The organism is Pseudomonas sp. SAS7, from assembly GCF_052112345.1.
GTDB classification, from domain to species: Bacteria; Pseudomonadota; Gammaproteobacteria; order Pseudomonadales; family Pseudomonadaceae; genus Aquipseudomonas; species Aquipseudomonas putida_Q.
On the sequence record NZ_JBEGGO010000005.1, the window covers coordinates 137,492 to 154,747 of the forward strand.

At 62.3% G+C, this 17,256-nt stretch carries 14 protein-coding genes and 1 pseudogene; 5 read left to right on the top strand and 10 right to left on the bottom strand.

The genetic code is table 11. The features are described from left to right. Positions 1–8: 8 nt before the first annotated feature. Genes ABI582_RS10315 through ABI582_RS10330 form a run of 4 tightly spaced genes read right to left on the bottom strand, consistent with a single transcriptional unit; the run spans position 9 to position 5,889 of the window. Positions 9–3,023, bottom strand: coding sequence for a sarcosine oxidase subunit alpha (locus ABI582_RS10315; RefSeq protein WP_016497630.1), 3,015 nt, complete (start codon positions 3,021–3,023; stop codon positions 9–11). Beyond that, the gene (locus ABI582_RS10320; protein ID WP_016484537.1) at positions 3,020–3,355 is read right to left on the bottom strand and encodes a sarcosine oxidase subunit delta; all 336 of its coding nucleotides are present in this window, start codon (positions 3,353–3,355) and stop codon (positions 3,020–3,022) included. Before ABI582_RS10320 ends, ABI582_RS10315 begins: the two co-directional genes overlap by 4 nt. Before the next feature lie 14 nt (positions 3,356–3,369). Further along, complete coding sequence (locus tag ABI582_RS10325) at positions 3,370–4,620, bottom strand: sarcosine oxidase subunit beta family protein (RefSeq protein ID WP_016484536.1); 1,251 nt, start codon at positions 4,618–4,620, stop codon at positions 3,370–3,372. Between the two features lie 15 nt (positions 4,621–4,635). Further along, positions 4,636–5,889 carry a serine hydroxymethyltransferase gene (locus tag ABI582_RS10330; protein WP_016484535.1) on the bottom strand — a complete coding sequence of 418 codons (1,254 nt, stop codon included), beginning with the start codon at positions 5,887–5,889 and terminating at the stop codon, positions 4,636–4,638. Between the two features lie 324 nt (positions 5,890–6,213). Here ABI582_RS10330 and ABI582_RS10335 point away from each other — a divergent pair, with 324 nt between their 5' ends. Continuing rightward, positions 6,214–7,254: a threonine aldolase family protein gene (locus ABI582_RS10335; RefSeq protein WP_019470190.1), complete on the top strand. Its 1,041-nt coding sequence runs from the start codon at positions 6,214–6,216 to the stop codon at positions 7,252–7,254. Between the two features lie 106 nt (positions 7,255–7,360). On the opposite strand, the gene mcpH is transcribed toward ABI582_RS10335, so the two are convergent. The 3 genes from mcpH to ABI582_RS10350 all read right to left on the bottom strand — a co-directional run bounded on the left by mcpH (position 7,361) and on the right by ABI582_RS10350 (position 10,016). Next, entirely contained in the window at positions 7,361–9,298 is a 1,938-nt protein-coding gene (gene mcpH, locus ABI582_RS10340; protein WP_442119123.1) for a methyl-accepting chemotaxis protein McpH, read from the bottom strand. Between the two features lie 188 nt (positions 9,299–9,486). After that, positions 9,487–9,789, bottom strand: coding sequence for a cell division protein ZapA (locus ABI582_RS10345; protein ID WP_016484532.1), 303 nt, complete (start codon positions 9,787–9,789; stop codon positions 9,487–9,489). Beyond that, complete coding sequence (locus ABI582_RS10350) at positions 9,786–10,016, bottom strand: hypothetical protein (protein ID WP_338745828.1); 231 nt, start codon at positions 10,014–10,016, stop codon at positions 9,786–9,788. Before ABI582_RS10350 ends, ABI582_RS10345 begins: the two co-directional genes overlap by 4 nt. A 291-nt stretch (positions 10,017–10,307) precedes the next feature. Between ABI582_RS10350 and ABI582_RS10355 the strand changes: the two are divergent. Together ABI582_RS10355 and ABI582_RS10360 are read left to right on the top strand one after the other, a co-directional pair. Then, a pseudogene (locus ABI582_RS10355) lies at positions 10,308–11,063 on the top strand (MCP four helix bundle domain-containing protein); the annotation flags it as partial. Further along, a complete protein-coding gene (locus ABI582_RS10360; protein WP_406669825.1) occupies positions 11,055–11,918 on the top strand; it encodes a methyl-accepting chemotaxis protein in 864 nt (287 codons plus the stop codon). The pseudogene ABI582_RS10355 and the gene ABI582_RS10360, both read left to right, overlap by 9 nt. A 132-nt stretch (positions 11,919–12,050) precedes the next feature. Here the strand turns inward: ABI582_RS10360 and gbcB are convergent, their stop codons facing one another. Then, positions 12,051–13,151, bottom strand: coding sequence for a glycine-betaine demethylase subunit GbcB (gene gbcB, locus ABI582_RS10365; protein ID WP_086976911.1), 1,101 nt, complete (start codon positions 13,149–13,151; stop codon positions 12,051–12,053). A gap of 308 nt (positions 13,152–13,459) precedes the next feature. Between gbcB and gbcA the strand changes: the two genes are divergently transcribed. Beyond that, the gene (gene gbcA, locus ABI582_RS10370; protein WP_442119124.1) at positions 13,460–14,752 is read left to right on the top strand and encodes a glycine-betaine demethylase subunit GbcA; all 1,293 of its coding nucleotides are present in this window, start codon (positions 13,460–13,462) and stop codon (positions 14,750–14,752) included. 48 nt (positions 14,753–14,800) lie between these two features. On the opposite strand, the gene ABI582_RS10375 is transcribed toward gbcA, so the two are convergent. Next, entirely contained in the window at positions 14,801–15,547 is a 747-nt protein-coding gene (locus ABI582_RS10375) for an RHS repeat-associated core domain-containing protein (protein WP_442119125.1), read from the bottom strand. 611 nt (positions 15,548–16,158) lie between these two features. Here ABI582_RS10375 and ABI582_RS10380 point away from each other — a divergent pair. Further along, positions 16,159–16,368, top strand: coding sequence for a hypothetical protein (locus tag ABI582_RS10380; protein ID WP_442119126.1), 210 nt, complete (start codon positions 16,159–16,161; stop codon positions 16,366–16,368). A gap of 111 nt (positions 16,369–16,479) precedes the next feature. Here the strand turns inward: ABI582_RS10380 and etfB are convergent, their stop codons facing one another. Beyond that, positions 16,480–17,250, bottom strand: a complete 771-nt coding sequence (etfB, locus tag ABI582_RS10385) for an electron transfer flavoprotein subunit beta (protein ID WP_016484524.1) — start codon at positions 17,248–17,250, stop codon at positions 16,480–16,482. Between the last annotated feature and the right edge of the window lie 6 nt (positions 17,251–17,256).

Here is a 17,256-nt window from a genome sequence, read left to right on the forward strand (position 1 = left end):
CGGGGGCCTTAGACGTTCTGCCGCTCACCCTTCGGATCGAAGAACACCGAAGACACGATTTCCGCCTCGATCACGCTGCCATCTGCCTGCGGCGAGTAGACACGCTCGCCCATGCGCTTGAGGCCGCCTTTGACCACACCCATGGCGAACGAATAGCCCAGGGAGTTGGACGCGTAGCTGGAGGTAACGTGGCCAACCATGTCCATCGGGATCGGCTGTTTGGGGTCGAACACCAACTGGGCACCTTCCGGCAGCCACTTGGTCGGGTCGACCGGCTTCAGGCCTACCAGCTGTTTGCGGTTCTCGCGCACGCAGTCTTCGCGGTTCATGCCACGCAGGCCGATCCACGAATAAGGCTTGTTGCGGCCCACACACCAGCTCATGTTCAGGTCGTCCGGGTTCATCGAACCGTCGGTGTCCTGGCCCACGATGATGAAGCCCTTCTCGGCACGCAGTACGTGCATGGTCTCGGTGCCATACGGGGTCAGGTTGTACTTCTTGCCCGCCTCGATGATCTGTTCCAGCACGCCCATGGCGTAGTTGGCCTGCACGTTGACTTCGTACGACAGCTCACCGGTGAACGAGATGCGGAACACACGGGCCGGCACGCCGCCGACGTTGCCTTCCTTCCAGGTCATGAACGGGAAGGCTTCCTTGTCCATGTCGATGTCGGTCAGCTCGCTGAGCAGCTTGCGGCTGTTGGGGCCGGACAAGGTCATGGTGGCCCAGTGGTCGGTGACCGAGGTGAAGTACACCTTCAGCTCCGGCCATTCGGTCTGGTGGTACAGCTCCATCCACTGCAGCACGCGGGCGGCGCCGCCGGTGGTGGTGGTCATGATGAAGTGGTTATCGCCAACGCAGGCGGTTACGCCGTCGTCGAAGACCATGCCGTCCTCTTTGCACATCAGGCCGTAGCGGGCCTTGCCCACGTCCAGCTTGGTCCAGGCGTTGGTGTAGATGCGGTTGAGGAACTCGCGCGCGTCCGGGCCCTGGATGTCGATCTTGCCCAGGGTCGAGGCGTCCAGCAGGCCCACGCTGTCGCGCACGGCCTTGCACTCGCGGGCGACGGCGGCATGGATGTCTTCACCGGCTTTGGGGAAGTACCAAGGGCGCTTCCACTGGCCGACATCTTCGAACTCGGCGCCGTTCTTCACGTGCCAGGCATGCAGGGCGGTGAAGCGCACGGGCTCGAACAGGTGACCACAGTGACGGCCCGCTACTGCGCCGAAGGTGACCGGCGTGTAGTTGGGGCGGAACATGGTGGTGCCCATTTCCGGAATGGTGATGCCGATCGAACGGGCGGCGATGGCCAGGCCGTTGATGTTGCCCAGCTTGCCCTGGTCGGTACCGAAGCCCAGCGCGGTGTAGCGTTTTACGTGCTCGACCGACTCGAAGCCTTCACGGGTGGCCAGCTCGATACCAGCGGCGGTCACGTCGTTCTGCTGGTCGACGAACTGCTTCGGCCCCTTGCTGCCTTTGTCGTGCGGCACCTGGAACAGCGCCACGGTGGCCTCTTCCTTGCGCGCCACGGTTTTTGGCAGGGTGCCGACAGAGGCTTTGAAGCCCGCCTCGGTGGCTGCGCGAACGCCGCCTTCGAAGCCATCGGCAATCACATCACCAAGGGCGTAGACGCCATTGATGCCACCCACGCACTCGCGTTTCTGCGGCGCATCCCCCGGTACGAAACCGAGGATGTCGTCACGCCATACCGGGCGACCGCCCAGGTGCGAAGCCAGGTGCACGATCGGGCTGTAACCACCGGAGGTTGCGATCAGGTCGCACTCAAGGGTTTCGCCTGGGCTGGTGACTTTGTGCGCCTGCACATCGATGGCCGCCACGCGGGCGCCGGTGACATGCTTGCTGCCTTTGGCCTCGACCACGGCGCTGGAGGTGAGGATGCGGATGCCTTTGGCACGCGCTTCTTCAACCAGCGAGCCACGTGGGTTGTGGCGGGCATCGGCGATGGCGACTACTTGCAAGCCTGCGTCGTGCCAGTCCAGCGCGGCGCGGTAGGCGTGGTCGTTGTTGGTCGACAGCACCAGTTTGCGGCCCGGGGCCACGCCGTAGCGGCGCACGTAGGTGGAAACGGCACCGGCCAACATGTTGCCCGGTACGTCGTTGTTGCCGTACACCAGCGGGCGCTCGTGGGCGCCGGGCGCCAGTACCACGCGTTTGGCGCGTACACGGTGCACACGGTGGCGTACTTGGCCGATCGGGGCGCGGTCGCCGAGGTGGTCGGTGAGGCGCTCGTGAATGGTCAGGAAGTTATGGTCGTGGTAGCCGTTGACCGTGGCGCGTGGCAGCAGGGTCACTTCCGGCAGGCCTTCCAGCTCTTTGATCACGGCGTTGACCCAGTCGGCGGCAGGCTTGCCGTCGAGGGTTTCGCGGCTGTCGAGCAGGCTGCCGCCAAACTCTTCTTGCTCGTCAGCCAGGATCACACGGGCGCCGCTGCGCGCAGCAGCCAGTGCAGCGGCCAGGCCAGCAGGGCCGGCGCCGACGATCAGCACATCGCAGTGCTGGTTCATGTAGTCGTAGCTGTCCGGGTCGTTCTGCAGCGGTGCACGGCCAAGGCCTGCAGCTTTGCGGATGTACTTCTCGTACGTCATCCAGAACGATTTGGGGTACATGAAGGTTTTGTAGTAGAAGCCCGGCGGCATCATGCTGCCGCCCACCTTGCCGAGGATGCCCATGACGTCGTTGTTGACGTTCGGCCAGCCGTTGGTGCTGGTGGCAACAAGGCCTGCGTACAGCGCCTGTTGGGTGGCGCGCACGTTCGGAATCTGGGTGGCTTCGCTGGATCCGATCTGCAGGATGGCGTTCGGCTCTTCGGTACCGGCAGCGATGATCCCGCGTGGGCGCGAGTACTTGAAGCTACGGCCAACGATGTCGACGCCGTTGGCCAGCAACGCAGCAGCCAGGCTGTCACCGGCATAACCCTGGTAGGTCTTGCCGTTGAAAGTGAAGTTCAGGACCTTGCTGCGGTCGATGCGGCCGCCGCTGGCGAGGCGATAGGTCTGGCTCATACTTTTTCCCCTTGGCCTTTGACGGTCGACGGTGCGTTTGCAGCTTTACCGTTGGCGGTCACTTGCGGCTTTTCGCCAATCTTGTAGGTTTCCAGAATTTCGTAGGTCACGGTGTCGCGGGTGACGTTGAAGTACTGGCGGCAACCGGCAACGTGGTCCCACAGTTCATGGTGAATACCGCGAGGGTTGTCACGGTAGAACATGTAGGTACCCCACTCCTCGTCGGAGCAGGCGGCAGGGTCCAGCGGGCGGGCGATGTGCGCCTGGCCAGAGGCGTGAAACTCTTCTTCGGAGCGCAGCTCGCCGCAGTGGGGACAGAAAATATGCAACATGACGGTGTCTCCGGTTAGTGGGCGACGGCGGCGGCGCCGTGTTCGTCGATCAGTGCGCCGTTGTAGAAACGGTCCATGGAGAACGGCGCGGCCAGTGGGTGCATTTCGCCCTTGGCCAGGCTCGCAGCGAAGACGTTGCCCGAACCCGGGGTCGCCTTGAAGCCGCCAGTGCCCCAACCGCAGTTGAAGAACATGTTCTTGACCGGGGTCTTGGTGATGATCGGGCAGGCGTCCGGCGAGGTGTCGACGATGCCGCCCCACTGGCGGTTCATGCGCACGCGCGAGAGGTTGGGGAACATCTCGACGATGGCCTGCAGGGTGTGCTCGATCACCGGGTACGAACCGCGCTGGCCGTAGCCGACCCAGCCATCGATACCGGCACCGATTACCAGGTCGCCCTTGTCGGACTGGCTGATGTAGCCGTGCACGGCGTTGGACATGATCACGCTGTCGATGATCGGCTTGATCGGCTCGGATACCAGCGCTTGCAGCGGGTGCGATTCCAGCGGCAGGCGGAAGCCGGCCAGCTTGGCCATGTGCCCGGAGTTACCGGCGGTGACCACGCCGACGCGCTTGGCGCCGATGAAGCCTTTGTTGGTTTCCACACCAATGACCGCGCCGTTTTCCTTGCGGAAACCGATCACTTCGGTCTGCTGGATCAGGTCCACGCCCAGGGCGTCGGCAGCGCGGGCATAGCCCCAGGCCACGGCGTCGTGGCGGGCTACACCACCACGGCGCTGAACGGTTGCGCCAAGGATCGGGTAACGGGTGTTCTTCGAGCAGTCCAGGTACGGGATTTCGGCCGCGACCTGGGCGGTGTTCAGCAGCTCGCCATCGACGCCGTTGAGGCGGTTGGCGCTGACGCGGCGCTCGGAGTCACGAATGTCCTGCAAGGTATGGCACAGGTTGTACACGCCGCGCTGGGAGAACATGACGTTGTAGTTGATGTCCTGGGACAGCCCTTCCCACAGCTTCATGGCGTGCTCGTACAGCTGCGCCGACTCGTCCCACAGGTAGTTGGAACGCACGATGGTGGTGTTACGGGCGGTGTTGCCGCCGCCCAGGTAACCTTTCTCGATCACGGCAACGTTGGTGATGCCGTGCTCTTTGGCCAGGTAGTAGGCCGTGGCCAGGCCATGGCCGCCACCGCCGACGATAACCACGTCGTACACCTTTTTAGGGGTTGGCGTGCGCCACATGCGCTGCCAGTTTTCGTGGTGGCTGAGGGAGTGTTTGAAGAGGCCGAAGCCCGAGTAGCGTTGCATGGTCGTTTACTCCACTCAGCGGTAAACAGGGAAGTCTGCGCACAGCGCCGCGACGTTTTTCGCCACATCGGCTTCGACGTCTGCGTCACCGAGGTTGTCGAGGATGTCGCAGATCCAGCCGGCCAGGGCCACGCACTGCGCAACCTTGAAGCCGCGGGTGGTGACGGCCGGGGTGCCGATGCGCAGGCCCGAGGTGACGAACGGCGACTGGGGGTCGTTCGGCACGGCGTTCTTGTTGACGGTGATGTGCGCGCGGCCCAGGGCGGCGTCGGCATCTTTGCCGGTGAGGCCCTGGCGGATCAGGCTGACCAGGAACAGGTGGTTGTCGGTGCCACCGGACACCACGTCGTAGCCGCGGTCGATGAACACCTGGGCCATGGCCTGGGCGTTTTCGATCACTTGTTGCTGATAGGCCTTGAAGCCAGGCTCCAGCGCTTCCTTGAAGCACACGGCCTTGGCGGCAATCACGTGCATCAGCGGGCCGCCCTGGGCGCCCGGGAATACAGCGGCGTTCAGCTTCTTCTCGATCTCTTCGTTGGACTTGGCCAGGATCAGGCCGCCACGAGGGCCGCGCAGGGTCTTGTGGGTGGTGGTGGTCACCACATCGGCGAACGGGATCGGGTTCGGGTACAGGCCAGCGGCAACCAGGCCGGCTACGTGGGCCATGTCGACGAACAGCAGCGCACCGACCTTGTCGGCAATGGCGCGGAAGCGTGGGAAGTCGAGGGTTTTAGAGTAGGCCGAGAAACCGGCAACGATCATTTTCGGCTTGTGCTCGACCGCCAGGCGCTCGACTTCGTCGTAGTCGATCAGGCCGGTGTCGGTGTTGATGCCGTACTGCACGGCGTTGTACAGCTTGCCCGAGGACGACACTTTGGCGCCGTGGGTCAGGTGGCCACCGTGGGCCAGGCTCATGCCGAGGATGGTGTCACCGGCCTGCAGCAGGGCCAGGTAGACGGCGCCGTTGGCCGACGAGCCGGAGTGCGGCTGGACGTTGGCGTAGTCGGCACCAAACAGCTGCTTGGCGCGCTCGATGGCCAGGGCTTCTACCTTGTCCACGTGCTCGCAGCCGCCGTAGTAGCGCTTGCCCGGGTAGCCTTCGGCGTACTTGTTGGTCAGGCCGCTGCCTTGGGCCTGCATGACGCGCTTGCTGGTGTAGTTTTCCGAGGCGATCAGCTCGATGTGATCTTCCTGGCGCTGTTCCTCGGCATTCATCGCCGCCAGCAGTGCGTCGTCGTAACCCTGGATCTGGTCTTGCTTGCTGAACATCGTGTATCTCCCGGCAGCGATCGTTTTTTGTCGTGGGGCACTGTGGCCCTTTGTGGCGATGGTATGACTGGCGGGGTCGGGTCAGATGCCTGCGCACGCCTTGCAATGGCGCGTTTACGACATTGCCTTTGGGTTGATGCTGCCGGCCTCTTCGCGGGGCAAGCCCGCTCCCACAGTGATTGGCGTGTGCACGACCATTGTGGGAGCGGGCGTGCCCGCGAAGAGGCCGGCACAGAATGAACAGAAATCGCTGTACGGGTTGTATAGGCAACCGCTGAATCGATGGTTTAGAGTGCTGCTCTGCGTCGTTCACAGGACCGTGTCATGACAGATAAGAGCCAACAATTCGCCAGCGACAACTATTCCGGTATCTGCCCCGAAGCCTGGGCGGCGATGGAGAAGGCCAACCACGGCCACGACCGCGCCTATGGCGACGATCAGTGGACGGAGCGCGCCTCGGAATACTTCCGCAACCTGTTCGAAACCGACTGCGAGGTGTTTTTCGCCTTCAACGGTACCGCCGCCAACTCCCTGGCCCTGGCCTCGCTGTGCCAGAGCTACCACAGCGTGATCTGTTCCGAGACTGCCCACGTCGAAACCGACGAATGCGGCGCGCCGGAGTTTTTCTCCAACGGTTCCAAGCTGCTGACGGCGGCCAGCGTCAACGGCAAGCTGACCCCGCAGTCGATCCGCGAAGTGGCACTGAAGCGCCAGGACATCCACTACCCCAAGCCGCGCGTGGTAACCATCACCCAGGCCACCGAGGTAGGTACGGTGTACCGCCCCGATGAGCTCAAGGCGATCAGCGCCACCTGCAAGGAGCTGGGCCTGAACCTGCACATGGATGGCGCGCGCTTTACCAATGCCTGCGCGTTCCTGGGGTGCAGCCCGGCCGAGCTGACCTGGAAGGCCGGCGTCGACGTGCTGTGCTTTGGCGGCACCAAGAACGGCATGGCGGTGGGCGAGGCGATCCTGTTCTTCAATCGCCAACTGGCCGAGGACTTCGACTACCGCTGTAAGCAGGCCGGGCAACTGGCGTCGAAAATGCGCTTCCTGTCCGCGCCGTGGGTGGGCCTGCTGGAAGATGGCGCCTGGTTGCGCCATGGCAACCACGCCAACCATTGCGCACAGCTGCTGGCGTCGCTGGTGAGTGACTTGCCGGGGGTGGAACTGATGTTCCCGGTAGAGGCCAACGGGGTGTTCCTGCAAATGCCGGAGCCTGCGATTGAAGCCCTGCGCGGCAAGGGCTGGCGGTTCTATACCTTTATCGGCAGCGGCGGGGCACGGTTCATGTGTTCCTGGGATACCGAGGAAGAGCGGGTGCGCGAGCTGGCTGCGGATATCCGCAGCATCATCACCGCCTGACAGGCCGCATTCGTGGGCATGCCCGCTCCCACATGGACCACACAAGGCTGAGGCCTGTGGCGATCCTGTAGGAGCTGGCTTTGCCGGCGATGAAGCCCACGCCGATCTAAAGCCTGAACCCACCCATCTGCCGCGCCAGGTCATCAGCCAAGCCACGCAACGCCTGGCACTCTTCTCGGCAGCCCTGCACCTCTGCCGCCGTCTCCCGCGCCAGGTCGGAGATACCCTGCACCGTGCGGTTGATCTCTTCGGTCACCGCCGACTGCTCCTCGGTCGCCGTGGCCACCTGATGGTTCATGTCGCTGATGTGTTCCACCTGGTCGGTAATCGCCCCCAGCGACGCCCCGGTACGCTGGCTCGATTCCACCCCACTGCCGGTCGCCTGCTGCCCCGCCTGCATCGAGCTCACCGCCGAACCCGCGCCCTGCTTCAGGCGCTGGATCATCTGTTGCACTTCGTCGGTGGACAGCTGCGTGCGCCGCGCCAGCGTGCGCACTTCGTCGGCCACCACAGCAAACCCGCGGCCCATTTCGCCTGCCCGCGCAGCCTCGATGGCGGCGTTCAACGCCAGCAAATTGGTTTGTTCGGAAATGCTGCGGATAACCGCCAGAACCTCATCGATAGAGGCGACTTCGTCGGCCAACTGGCTGACTGCATCGGCTGCCTTGCCGATGTCGCCCGACATGCCCTCGATGCCCTGAATCGAACGCCGTACCACCTCGCGCGCCTGCAAGGCCTCATCCCGTGCCGACTGCGAGGCCTGCGCCGCATCACCGGCATTGCGGGCAATATCCTGCACGGTCAGGCCCATTTCGTGTACGGCGGTGGCAACCATTTCGGTCATTTCCTGCTGCCGCCCGGAGCGCTCGGCCGTGTTGTCCACCACTTGGGTCACCTGCTCAACCGCCCGATGCAGCCGTTCGGAAGTCTGCAACACCTCGCCAATCAGGCTGCGCTGGCTGTCGAGAAAGCGGTTGAAGCCCCGGGCCAGGTCACCCAGTTCGTCTTCGCGCGAATCATCCAGGCGGTGGCTGAGGTCGCCTGCGCCACTGCCAATCTGTACCAGCGCAGCGGTAACGCGGCGCACAGGCCGCACCAGGCCCCGCGCCAGCAGCACCACCAGCAGCAGCGACACAAGCGCCACGGCGCCACCGATCAGGCTGGTCAGCCATACCGCCTGATGCATTTGTGCGTAGATTTCCGACTCCGGCACCTCGGCCACCAGCGTCCAGTTGAGGTCCCGCAGGGGCAGGCCGAGTGCCAGGTAACGTTCGCCGTCACGGCTGAAACGGCTGTTGCGCAGGCCTTCGCCGCCGGTCATCACGGCCTTGGCAGCGTCCGTGCCGAGCTGCTCGGCGAGCTGGCGCTTGCCGCTGAAAGCCGCGTCCGGGTGCACCTGGATCAGGCCGTCGTTGCGCACCAGGAAGACCTTGCCATGCTCACCAAAGCTGAAGTCGTGGATCAGCTGCGACAGCTCGGTCATGCGCAGGCCCATGCCGGCCACGCCCACCAGTTGGCCATTTTTTTCCACGCGGTAATCGATGAACAGCGCAAGCTCGCCGGTGGCACCGTCAATGTCGATATTGATAAACCGCTCGGCGCCGCTGTCGATGTAGCCGTAGAACCATTTGTCCTTGGGGTTGCTGCGGCTGAGGGTGCGGTCCAGGCCATTCTCGTTGTAGTAATGGCCGGTTTCGGTCGAGGCAAACAAGGTGGTGAAGGCGCGGTTGCGCTGTTTGGCGGCGTTCAGGTATTCGATGAATGCCGCGGCCTGGGCGGGGTCTTCACCAGCCGCTAGCCAGTCGCGCAGCAGGGTGTTGCCGGCAATATCCGCCGCGGCCACAAGTGGCTGGCCGAGCATACGCTCGATGTCGTTGCGGATGGCCTCGACACTGGCGGGAAGGGCAGTGTCGACCAAGTAGCGGTCGGTGAGGCGGTTGAGCGCCACGGTGAAAATGATGACCACCACCAGGATGCTGGCCAGCAGGGCGGCGCCCATGCTGGTGATCAACTGCCACTGGATGCTTTTACGCCAGATACGCATGCCCCTACTCCCCCGCACATTATTGTTTTGCGGGAAGTGTATACACTTGAGTATCCAGTTAATCCAGTGACCTGGGACAATGAGTTGGGGCTTTGGGGCTGCTGCGCAGCCCATTCGCAGCACAAGGCTGCTCCTACAGGGGAACGCATAACCCTTGGAGGAGCGGCCTTGGGCCTTTCAGCTATCGATCAGGACTCTGCAATGGTCCGCACGATGGCGTCCACCGTGGCGTCGATCTGCGCCTGGGTACGCGCAAGGGTCTGCTGGTGTTCTTTCTGCAGTTCAACCTGTTTGGAGCACAGGTTAAGGGCAGCCAGCACCAGCAATTTGTCACCGATCAGGGTCGGGTACTGACGCTTGGTTTCGTTCAGGGCGGTGTTGAGCATCCGCACCGCCTGGGCCAGGGTTTCTTCCTGGCCTTCGGGCGCCTTGATCGAATAGTCGATGCCGAGAATCGACACCACATTGACCGGCTGCTCTTGCAATCTCATGCGCCAACAACGCCAGCGCTGGCGCGATCAACCAGGGCCTGCAGGCGAGCGGCGGTGCTGCCGTTCTTCTCTTCCTGCTCCATCAGCGACAGCTGCAGGGTTTCGTTCTCTTCCTTGGCCTGGGCCAGTTGCGTGCCCAGGGCGGTGTTCTGCTCGGTGAGTTGAGCGTTCTTCTGCATCAGGTCGCTGACCAGTTGCTCGATTTGATTCAGGGAAGCTTCCAGCATGGGTCTATCTCAGGTTGTTGCGAGGGGCGCACACGATAAAGAAAAGCGCGGCCCATCGCCATTAAAAATCGGATTCACAAGGTGTCTGGCCCGCAGATTGACAGGGTAATCCCCCCCTTGTTCCGACTTGGGTCAACCGCCGGTCAGGAAAAGGTTAGCTGCCTCACAATTTTTGCGGGTTGCACTCAAGACTGGCCAGTCACGACCGATAGCCCGGCAAGTCATGTTTTGTCGCACTTTGCGCACTCTTTATCCCCTGCCTGGATCCTCCTCTCCATGTCTCTACGTAACATGAATATCGCCCCGCGCGCGCTGCTCGGCTTCGCGCTTATCGGCCTGCTGATGCTCGGCCTCGGTATCTTCTCGCTGGTGCAGATGGGCAACATCCGCCAGGCGGGCGTGGCCATCGAGCAAGTCAGTGTGCCCAGTATCAAGATCCTCGACGAAATCACCGCGCTCAACCTGCGCATGCGCACCCTCTCCTACCGCCTGCTGACCAACCGCGAGCCTGCAATCCAAAGCGATACCCTCAACCTGCTGGCCCAGCGCAACAGCCAGATCGACCGCGCACGCCAGGCCTACCTGCCAATGATCGGCGCCGCCGACGAACAGGCCGCGTTCGACCAGTACGGCCAGTTGCTTGAGCAGTACCGCCAACTGGAATCGCGCATGCGCAGCCTGAGCCAGGCCGACCGCGTCGACGAACTGCGCGACCTGCTTAACCGCGACCTGCTGGCCAATTCCGAGCAGATCAACAAGGTCATGGACACGCTGGTGCGTATCAACACCGACCAGACCCGCGCCACCAACGAGAAAGCCGCCAGCCAGTACGCTGCGGCATTCGCGCTGGTGATCGGCCTGCTGGTTGCCGCCACCGTGCTGACCTTCGCCTGCGCCTTCCTGCTGACCCGCAGCATCGTCAAGCCGATCGATGAGGCGCTCAAGTGCGCAGAGCAAGTCGCCGACGGTGACCTTACCCACGTCATCCGCGCCGAAGGCACCGACGAAGCCGCCCGCCTGCTGCGCGCCATGGCCCGCATGCAGGACAAGCTGCGTGACACCCTGCAGCAGATCGCAGGCTCTGCCACCCAGCTGGCCTCAGCCGCCGAAGAGCTGAATGCCGTCACCGACGAAAGTGCCCGTGGCCTGCAACAGCAGAACAACGAGATTGAACAGGCCGCCACCGCCGTCACCGAAATGACCAGCGCTGTAGAAGAAGTGGCGCGCAACGCCGTGAGCACCTCAGAAGCGTCCAGTGAAGCCAGCCGCTCCACCGGCGACGGCCGCGACCTGGTGATGGAGACCGTGGGGGCCATCGAGCGCATGAGCGGTGATGTGCAGGCCACTGCCAAGTTGATCACGCACCTGGCCGAACAGTCGCGTGACATCGGCAAAGTGCTGGATGTGATCCGTGGCCTTGCGGACCAGACCAACCTGTTGGCACTCAACGCCGCGATCGAGGCAGCCCGTGCCGGTGAAGCAGGCCGTGGCTTTGCCGTGGTGGCGGACGAGGTGCGCGCACTGGCGCACCGTACCCAGCAGTCGACCAGCGAGATCGAACGGATGATCGGCAGCATTCAAGGCGGTACGGAAGAGGCGGTGGAGTCGATGCGCACCAGCACCGAACGTGCCGAGTCGACACTGAACATTGCCCGTGGCGCAGGCATGGCGCTGGATACCATTGCCGGGGCCGTGGCGCAGATCAACGAGCGTAACCTGGTGATTGCCAGCGCGGCGGAAGAGCAGGCACAAGTGGCGCGGGAAGTGGACCGCAACCTGGTGAACATCAATGACCTGTCGGTGCAGAGTGCTACCGGGGCACATCAGACTAGTGCGGCGAGTGCTGAGCTGTCGCGCCTGGCGGTTGACCTTAATGGTCTGGTAGCCCGTTTCCGCACCTGAAAAAGTTGGGGCCGCTTTGCGGCCCATCGCCGGCAAGCCAGCTCCCACATCGACCACGTGTGCAGTACCTGTGGGAGCTGGCTTGCCGGCGATGGGCTGCGAAGCAGCCCCCAGCAATCTCGGATCAGTGGATCAGTAATCGATCCGCACATCCCCTTTCGGCACGCTGCAGCAGGACAGGATGTAGCCCTCGGCTTCGTCCTCTTCGGTGATGCCGCCGTTGTGCTCCATCTCCACTTCGCCACCCAGCTTCAGCACCTTGCAGGTGCCGCAGATGCCCATGCCGCAAGCTTTCGGGATCATCAGGCCAACCTTGGCTGCCGCCGCATGCACCGTCTCGCCAGGGGCAACGCGGATACTCTTGTCGCTGCCGATGAACTCCACCAGGTTGAGGTCGGAAACATCCAGCTCCGGTGCATCGGCCGCCTGCTCGGCGTGCTCCACTGCATCGGCCTTGGCCTCTGGTGGCGTCGCGCCGAACGACTCCTCGTGGTAGTTCTTCATGTCGAAGCCGACGGCTTCGAGCATGCGCTTGACTGCCGTCATGTAAGGCGTCGGGCCGCAGCAGAACACCACGCGCTCCATGTAGTCCGGCGCAATCAGCTCCATCAGCCGCTGGTTCAGGTAACCGCGGTACCCCGCCCATGGCTCGCCCAGGCCATGCTTTTCGCAAATGATGTGCAGGCTGAAGTTGGGGATGCGCGACGCCATCTGTTCCAGCTCGCGGTGGTAGATGATGTCTTTCGGTGAACGGGCGCTGTGCACAAACACCATGTCGACATTGGCGTTGGTGTCGTAGAACCAGCGCGCCATCGACATCACCGGGGTAATGCCCACACCGCCCGACAGGTACAGCGCCTTGCCCGCCGGGAAGTCGATGGCGTTGAACAGCCCCACCGGGCCGTGCACCGGCAGCTCGGCGCCTTCGTGCATGGTGTCGTGCAGGAAGTTGGACACCAGGCCGCCCGGCACACGCTTCACGGTGATCGAGAAGCTGTACGGCACCGACGGCGAACTGGAGATGGTGTAGGAGCGCATCACCGGCTTGCCTTCGATCTCCAGCTCCAGGGTGACGAACTGCCCGGGCTTGAAGAAGAACATGATCGGCTGATCAGCCATGAAGCAGAAAGTGCGCACGTCCCAGGTCTCCTGGATGACCTTGACACAGCGCACGATGTGGCGGCCGTTGGCCCAGGTCTGGGTGGTGACCGGATTGAGGAAGGTATCGGACATGTTCATCTCCAGCAGCCGACTATCGGGCTTTTTATGGCTTGGATAATGCGCAAGCTGAGAGCGACGTACATTCCTGCCAGCGACATCGGCGTGCTTATCGCGACCAGCCCCGCGCTACAAGGGCTGGCGCGTCGTAATTCAATTCGGCCATGTCGCCCATGGATACGGTTCGCGGCGTCTTCGGACGCACACTCCACGGCAAATAAACATGCCTGCTGTTTAAACCAAAAGCCGCTGATAAAAGCCTTGCGGCAACAACAACGATTAGCCACCTTTTGCCGGCCGCACACGGCCCCGAGGAATACACGATGGACGTCACCGCAACCCTGAGCCTGGGCGATCCACTGGAACCTGCACGCAAGGCCACCGCCGAGATGCTGCAGACCCGCGAGCGGACCTACTCGCTGCCCCAGCCTTTCTACACCGACGAGCGTCTGTTCCAGATCGACATGCAGGAGATCTTCCAGAAAGAATGGTTGATCGCCGGCATGACTTGCGAAATTCCGGCGAAAGGCAACTACATCACCCTGCAGATCGGCAAGAACCCGATTCTGGTTGTACGGGGTGCCGAAGGTAAGGTGCACGCCTTCCATAACGTTTGCCGCCACCGTGGTTCGCGTTTGTGCGTAAGCGACAAAGGCAAGGTGGCCAAGCTGGTCTGCCATTACCACCAGTGGACGTATGAACTGGACGGCCGACTGCTGTTCGCCGGCACCGAAATGGGCGCCGACTTCGACATGAAGGACTACGGCCTGAAGCCGGTACACGTGAAGGTGGCCGGCGGTTACATCTTCATCAGCCTGGCAGAAAACCCGCCTGCCATCGACGAGTTCCTGGCCACCCTGGAACACTACATGGAACCGTACGACATGGAGAACACCAAGGTGGCGGTGCACACCACCTTGATGGAAAAGGCCAACTGGAAGCTGGTGCTGGAAAACAACCGCGAGTGCTACCACTGCAGCGGTTCGCACCCGGAGCTGCTGCAAACCCTGCTGGAGTGGGACGACACCAACGACCCGCGCGCCAGCCAGGAATTCAAGGACCACGTGGCCGCTTCGGCCGCCGCCTGGGAAGCCGAAAAAATCCCGTACCTGCACAAAAGCCACGGCCTGCGTAACCGCATCGTGCGCATGCCGCTGCTCAAAGGCACGGTATCGATGACCATGGACGGCAAGCAGGCCTGCCAGAAGCTGATGGGCCGCATCAAGAACCCGGACCTGGGCTCGATGCGCATCCTGCACCTGCCGCACTCCTGGAACCACTGCATGGGCGACCACATGATCGTGTTCACCGTGTGGCCGATCAGCGCCCAGGAAACCATGGTCACCACCAAGTGGCTGGTGCACAAGGACGCCGTGGAAGGTGTCGACTACGACCCTGAGCGCATGCGCAAGGTGTGGGACGCCACCAACGACCAGGACCGCCGCCTGGCGGAAGAAAACCAGCGTGGCATCAACTCCACGGCGTACCAGCCTGGGCCTTACTCGAAGACTTACGAGTTTGGTGTGGTCAACTTCATTGACTGGTATAGCGGGCGGTTGCTGAACAACCTGGGGGCGGAGCCGGCGCCTTATTTGAAGGAAGTGCAGGCGCAGTAATACCTGCACACCCGCCATGCTTCGGCAGCAGTCCGAAGCATGGCGCCTTTACACCTCTGTCTCCTGCAGCTGTGCTCCGTTACGCACTTGATAAGCGGTCGGTCGTATGGGATAGCGCCGTTCGGCAGACGACGTTGCCAACCCATAAAGCTCATAAGCTGACAGGGCCGTCGCAACAGAGGCCACCCCAAAATCAACCCAGCCCAACACTTCGGCCTCCGGTGTGAACAGCCGTCCGCTAGCCGTGCCAATACTTACTGAGGCGGTGATGACCCCAGCGGCCGATAGTGCCTTTTCCTTCACAGTCCAGGGTGCGATGGGCTGCTCTGGCGTGCCGTACGTGACAATCCCAGCCCGGCTTGCCGGGAAACCACTCGACAAGGCGAAGTCTCGCTCTAGACGGTAGTTGCGGTACACCTTCACGGCACTGATGGCCAGGTTGATCACCCCCGAGACGATGCTCCTGATTGGCGCGATGATCGCGGGGAAACGACCACTTGGGTCAACAAAGTTGACAGGGTCGCCTTGGCAGTAGGCGTAAGCATTAAGCCCCCCTTTGCCGAACGGGCTTAGCGAGTCAGGGCGGATGAACCGCCTCAGGCGCGGGCTGTAGAAGCGGTGGCCATTGCCCAATGGATAACTGCCTGTCCGCAGATCCAGGTGTTGGCCGCAGAAAGCCAGCCCCGGTGGCGGGCATGCGCCCAGACCACCGTAAGGCGCGTAAGCACGCGGCTCGTAACGCCCCCTACCCAATACAGATTGCTGCCGGTCAATGTTAAGCAGGAATTTCGTCATGGTTATCCACAGTTCTTGCAAGTTGTGGAAAGGGTAATAGGTGACCGTCCGTTTGCGTACTGGCAAAAATAACAGGCCTACGACTGCTCACTATTCGACCAATCCCGTCAAGGCCGCACGCTTTCTGGGCTTCAGCGATGTTCATACACCTTGTCCACAGAGACACCAACAGAGTTTGTGAGCAGAACTCGAACGTCTAGAGCCTTGGTTGTGGATAAACGATTCAAGGCCTTGATAATCATGGATCAGGAGACATTCACCCCCATTTGATCATTTTCTGATCAACTCTCCACAAGCCTTGACCTGTGCGGCTTTCAGCTAGTGCCGAACAGATTATCCACAGACCCGCTAACAGCGATTGTGGGCAAAACCAGACAACGCCACGCCAATCTGTAGCTGATGAGCCGAGGCAGTGCTGATCACTTTCTGATCAAAACTCTGTAAGCCCCGCTATTCAAGGCCCACAGCCATGCGCCAACACTTTATCCACACCTTGGCGAACAGATTCCGTGGGCAAAACACAGGCCCACCTGACATTTCTGCCAGTTTCGTGAAATTCCGCGATGTGATGGGGTAATGGCTACTACTTTGGCATTATCCAGGAGTGACTTATGCACAGCCGCCAGGAGGGCACTGTGAAGTGGTTCGATGAAGGCACTGGAATTGGGGTTATCAGCGTCGAAGGTCAACCACGGGAATACCTGGTTCTACGCTGCGCAGCGGTGAATGTGGGGTTGTCGAAGGGGATGCGGGTGTCATTCAACCCTGTGACCGAGGCATTGGGCTGCTGGGCGTTCAATGTGGTCAGGGAACAACATTAGCCTGTCAGGGTTAATCGCCGGCAAGCCAGCTCCCACAGGTATTGCACTGAACCCGTAGGCAGTGGTGATCCTGTGGGAGCTGGCTTGCCGGCGATGAGGCCAGTAAACGCCTTAGCGCAGCACGCCTTCTTCCACCAGCAGCTTGAGAATTGCCTCAGCACCTTCCTGTGGCGAAACATCCTTCAGCACCTTGCCACCGCCGCCACTGGCCTTGGCCGTTGCTGCTTTCATGCGGTCTGCACCGCTCTTGGCCTTGATCACCTTCAGGCGCTTGGGCCGAGGACGGGCCGGTTGCAACTCGGCATCGGCCAACAACTCATCTTCGACAATGGCCACATTACGCGCCGCCAGCACACCACGTCGCGCGGGCCCGAATGCGCTCTGGCGCGGCTTGGGCGCAGCGTTATCCACAGTCGCCAGCAACGGCAGGCGCACTTTCAGCCGGCGCCGCTGACCACGCGGCAAGGCCTGCAATACCTGGGCGGTGCCGTTTTCTATCGACTCCACTTCGGCCAAACCCACGATCAACGGCCAACCGAGTTTTTCGGCCAGCAGAAATGGCAACATGCCCGACCCTTCACCCGTCTCGGCCTGGCTACCGGTCAGCACCAGCTGTGCCCCGGCGTCGCGCAGGTAATCCCCCAGCACGCCCAGCACATCGGCACCGGCCGGCTGCTCCAGCACGTCAAGATGGTCCAGGCCCATGCCCAGGTAGGCGCGCAGCGCTTCTTCCTGCGGGTTGCCGGCATGTACCACCTGCAAGTTATCCCCAGCCAGCTGCAAACCCAGCTCCACAGCGCGGGCATCCTGCTCGGCGCGGCGGGCGCGGCCGGAGCTTGGGTGGGCACCGATGGATACCAGGCTGATCACTTTCGTACTCATGCTCGT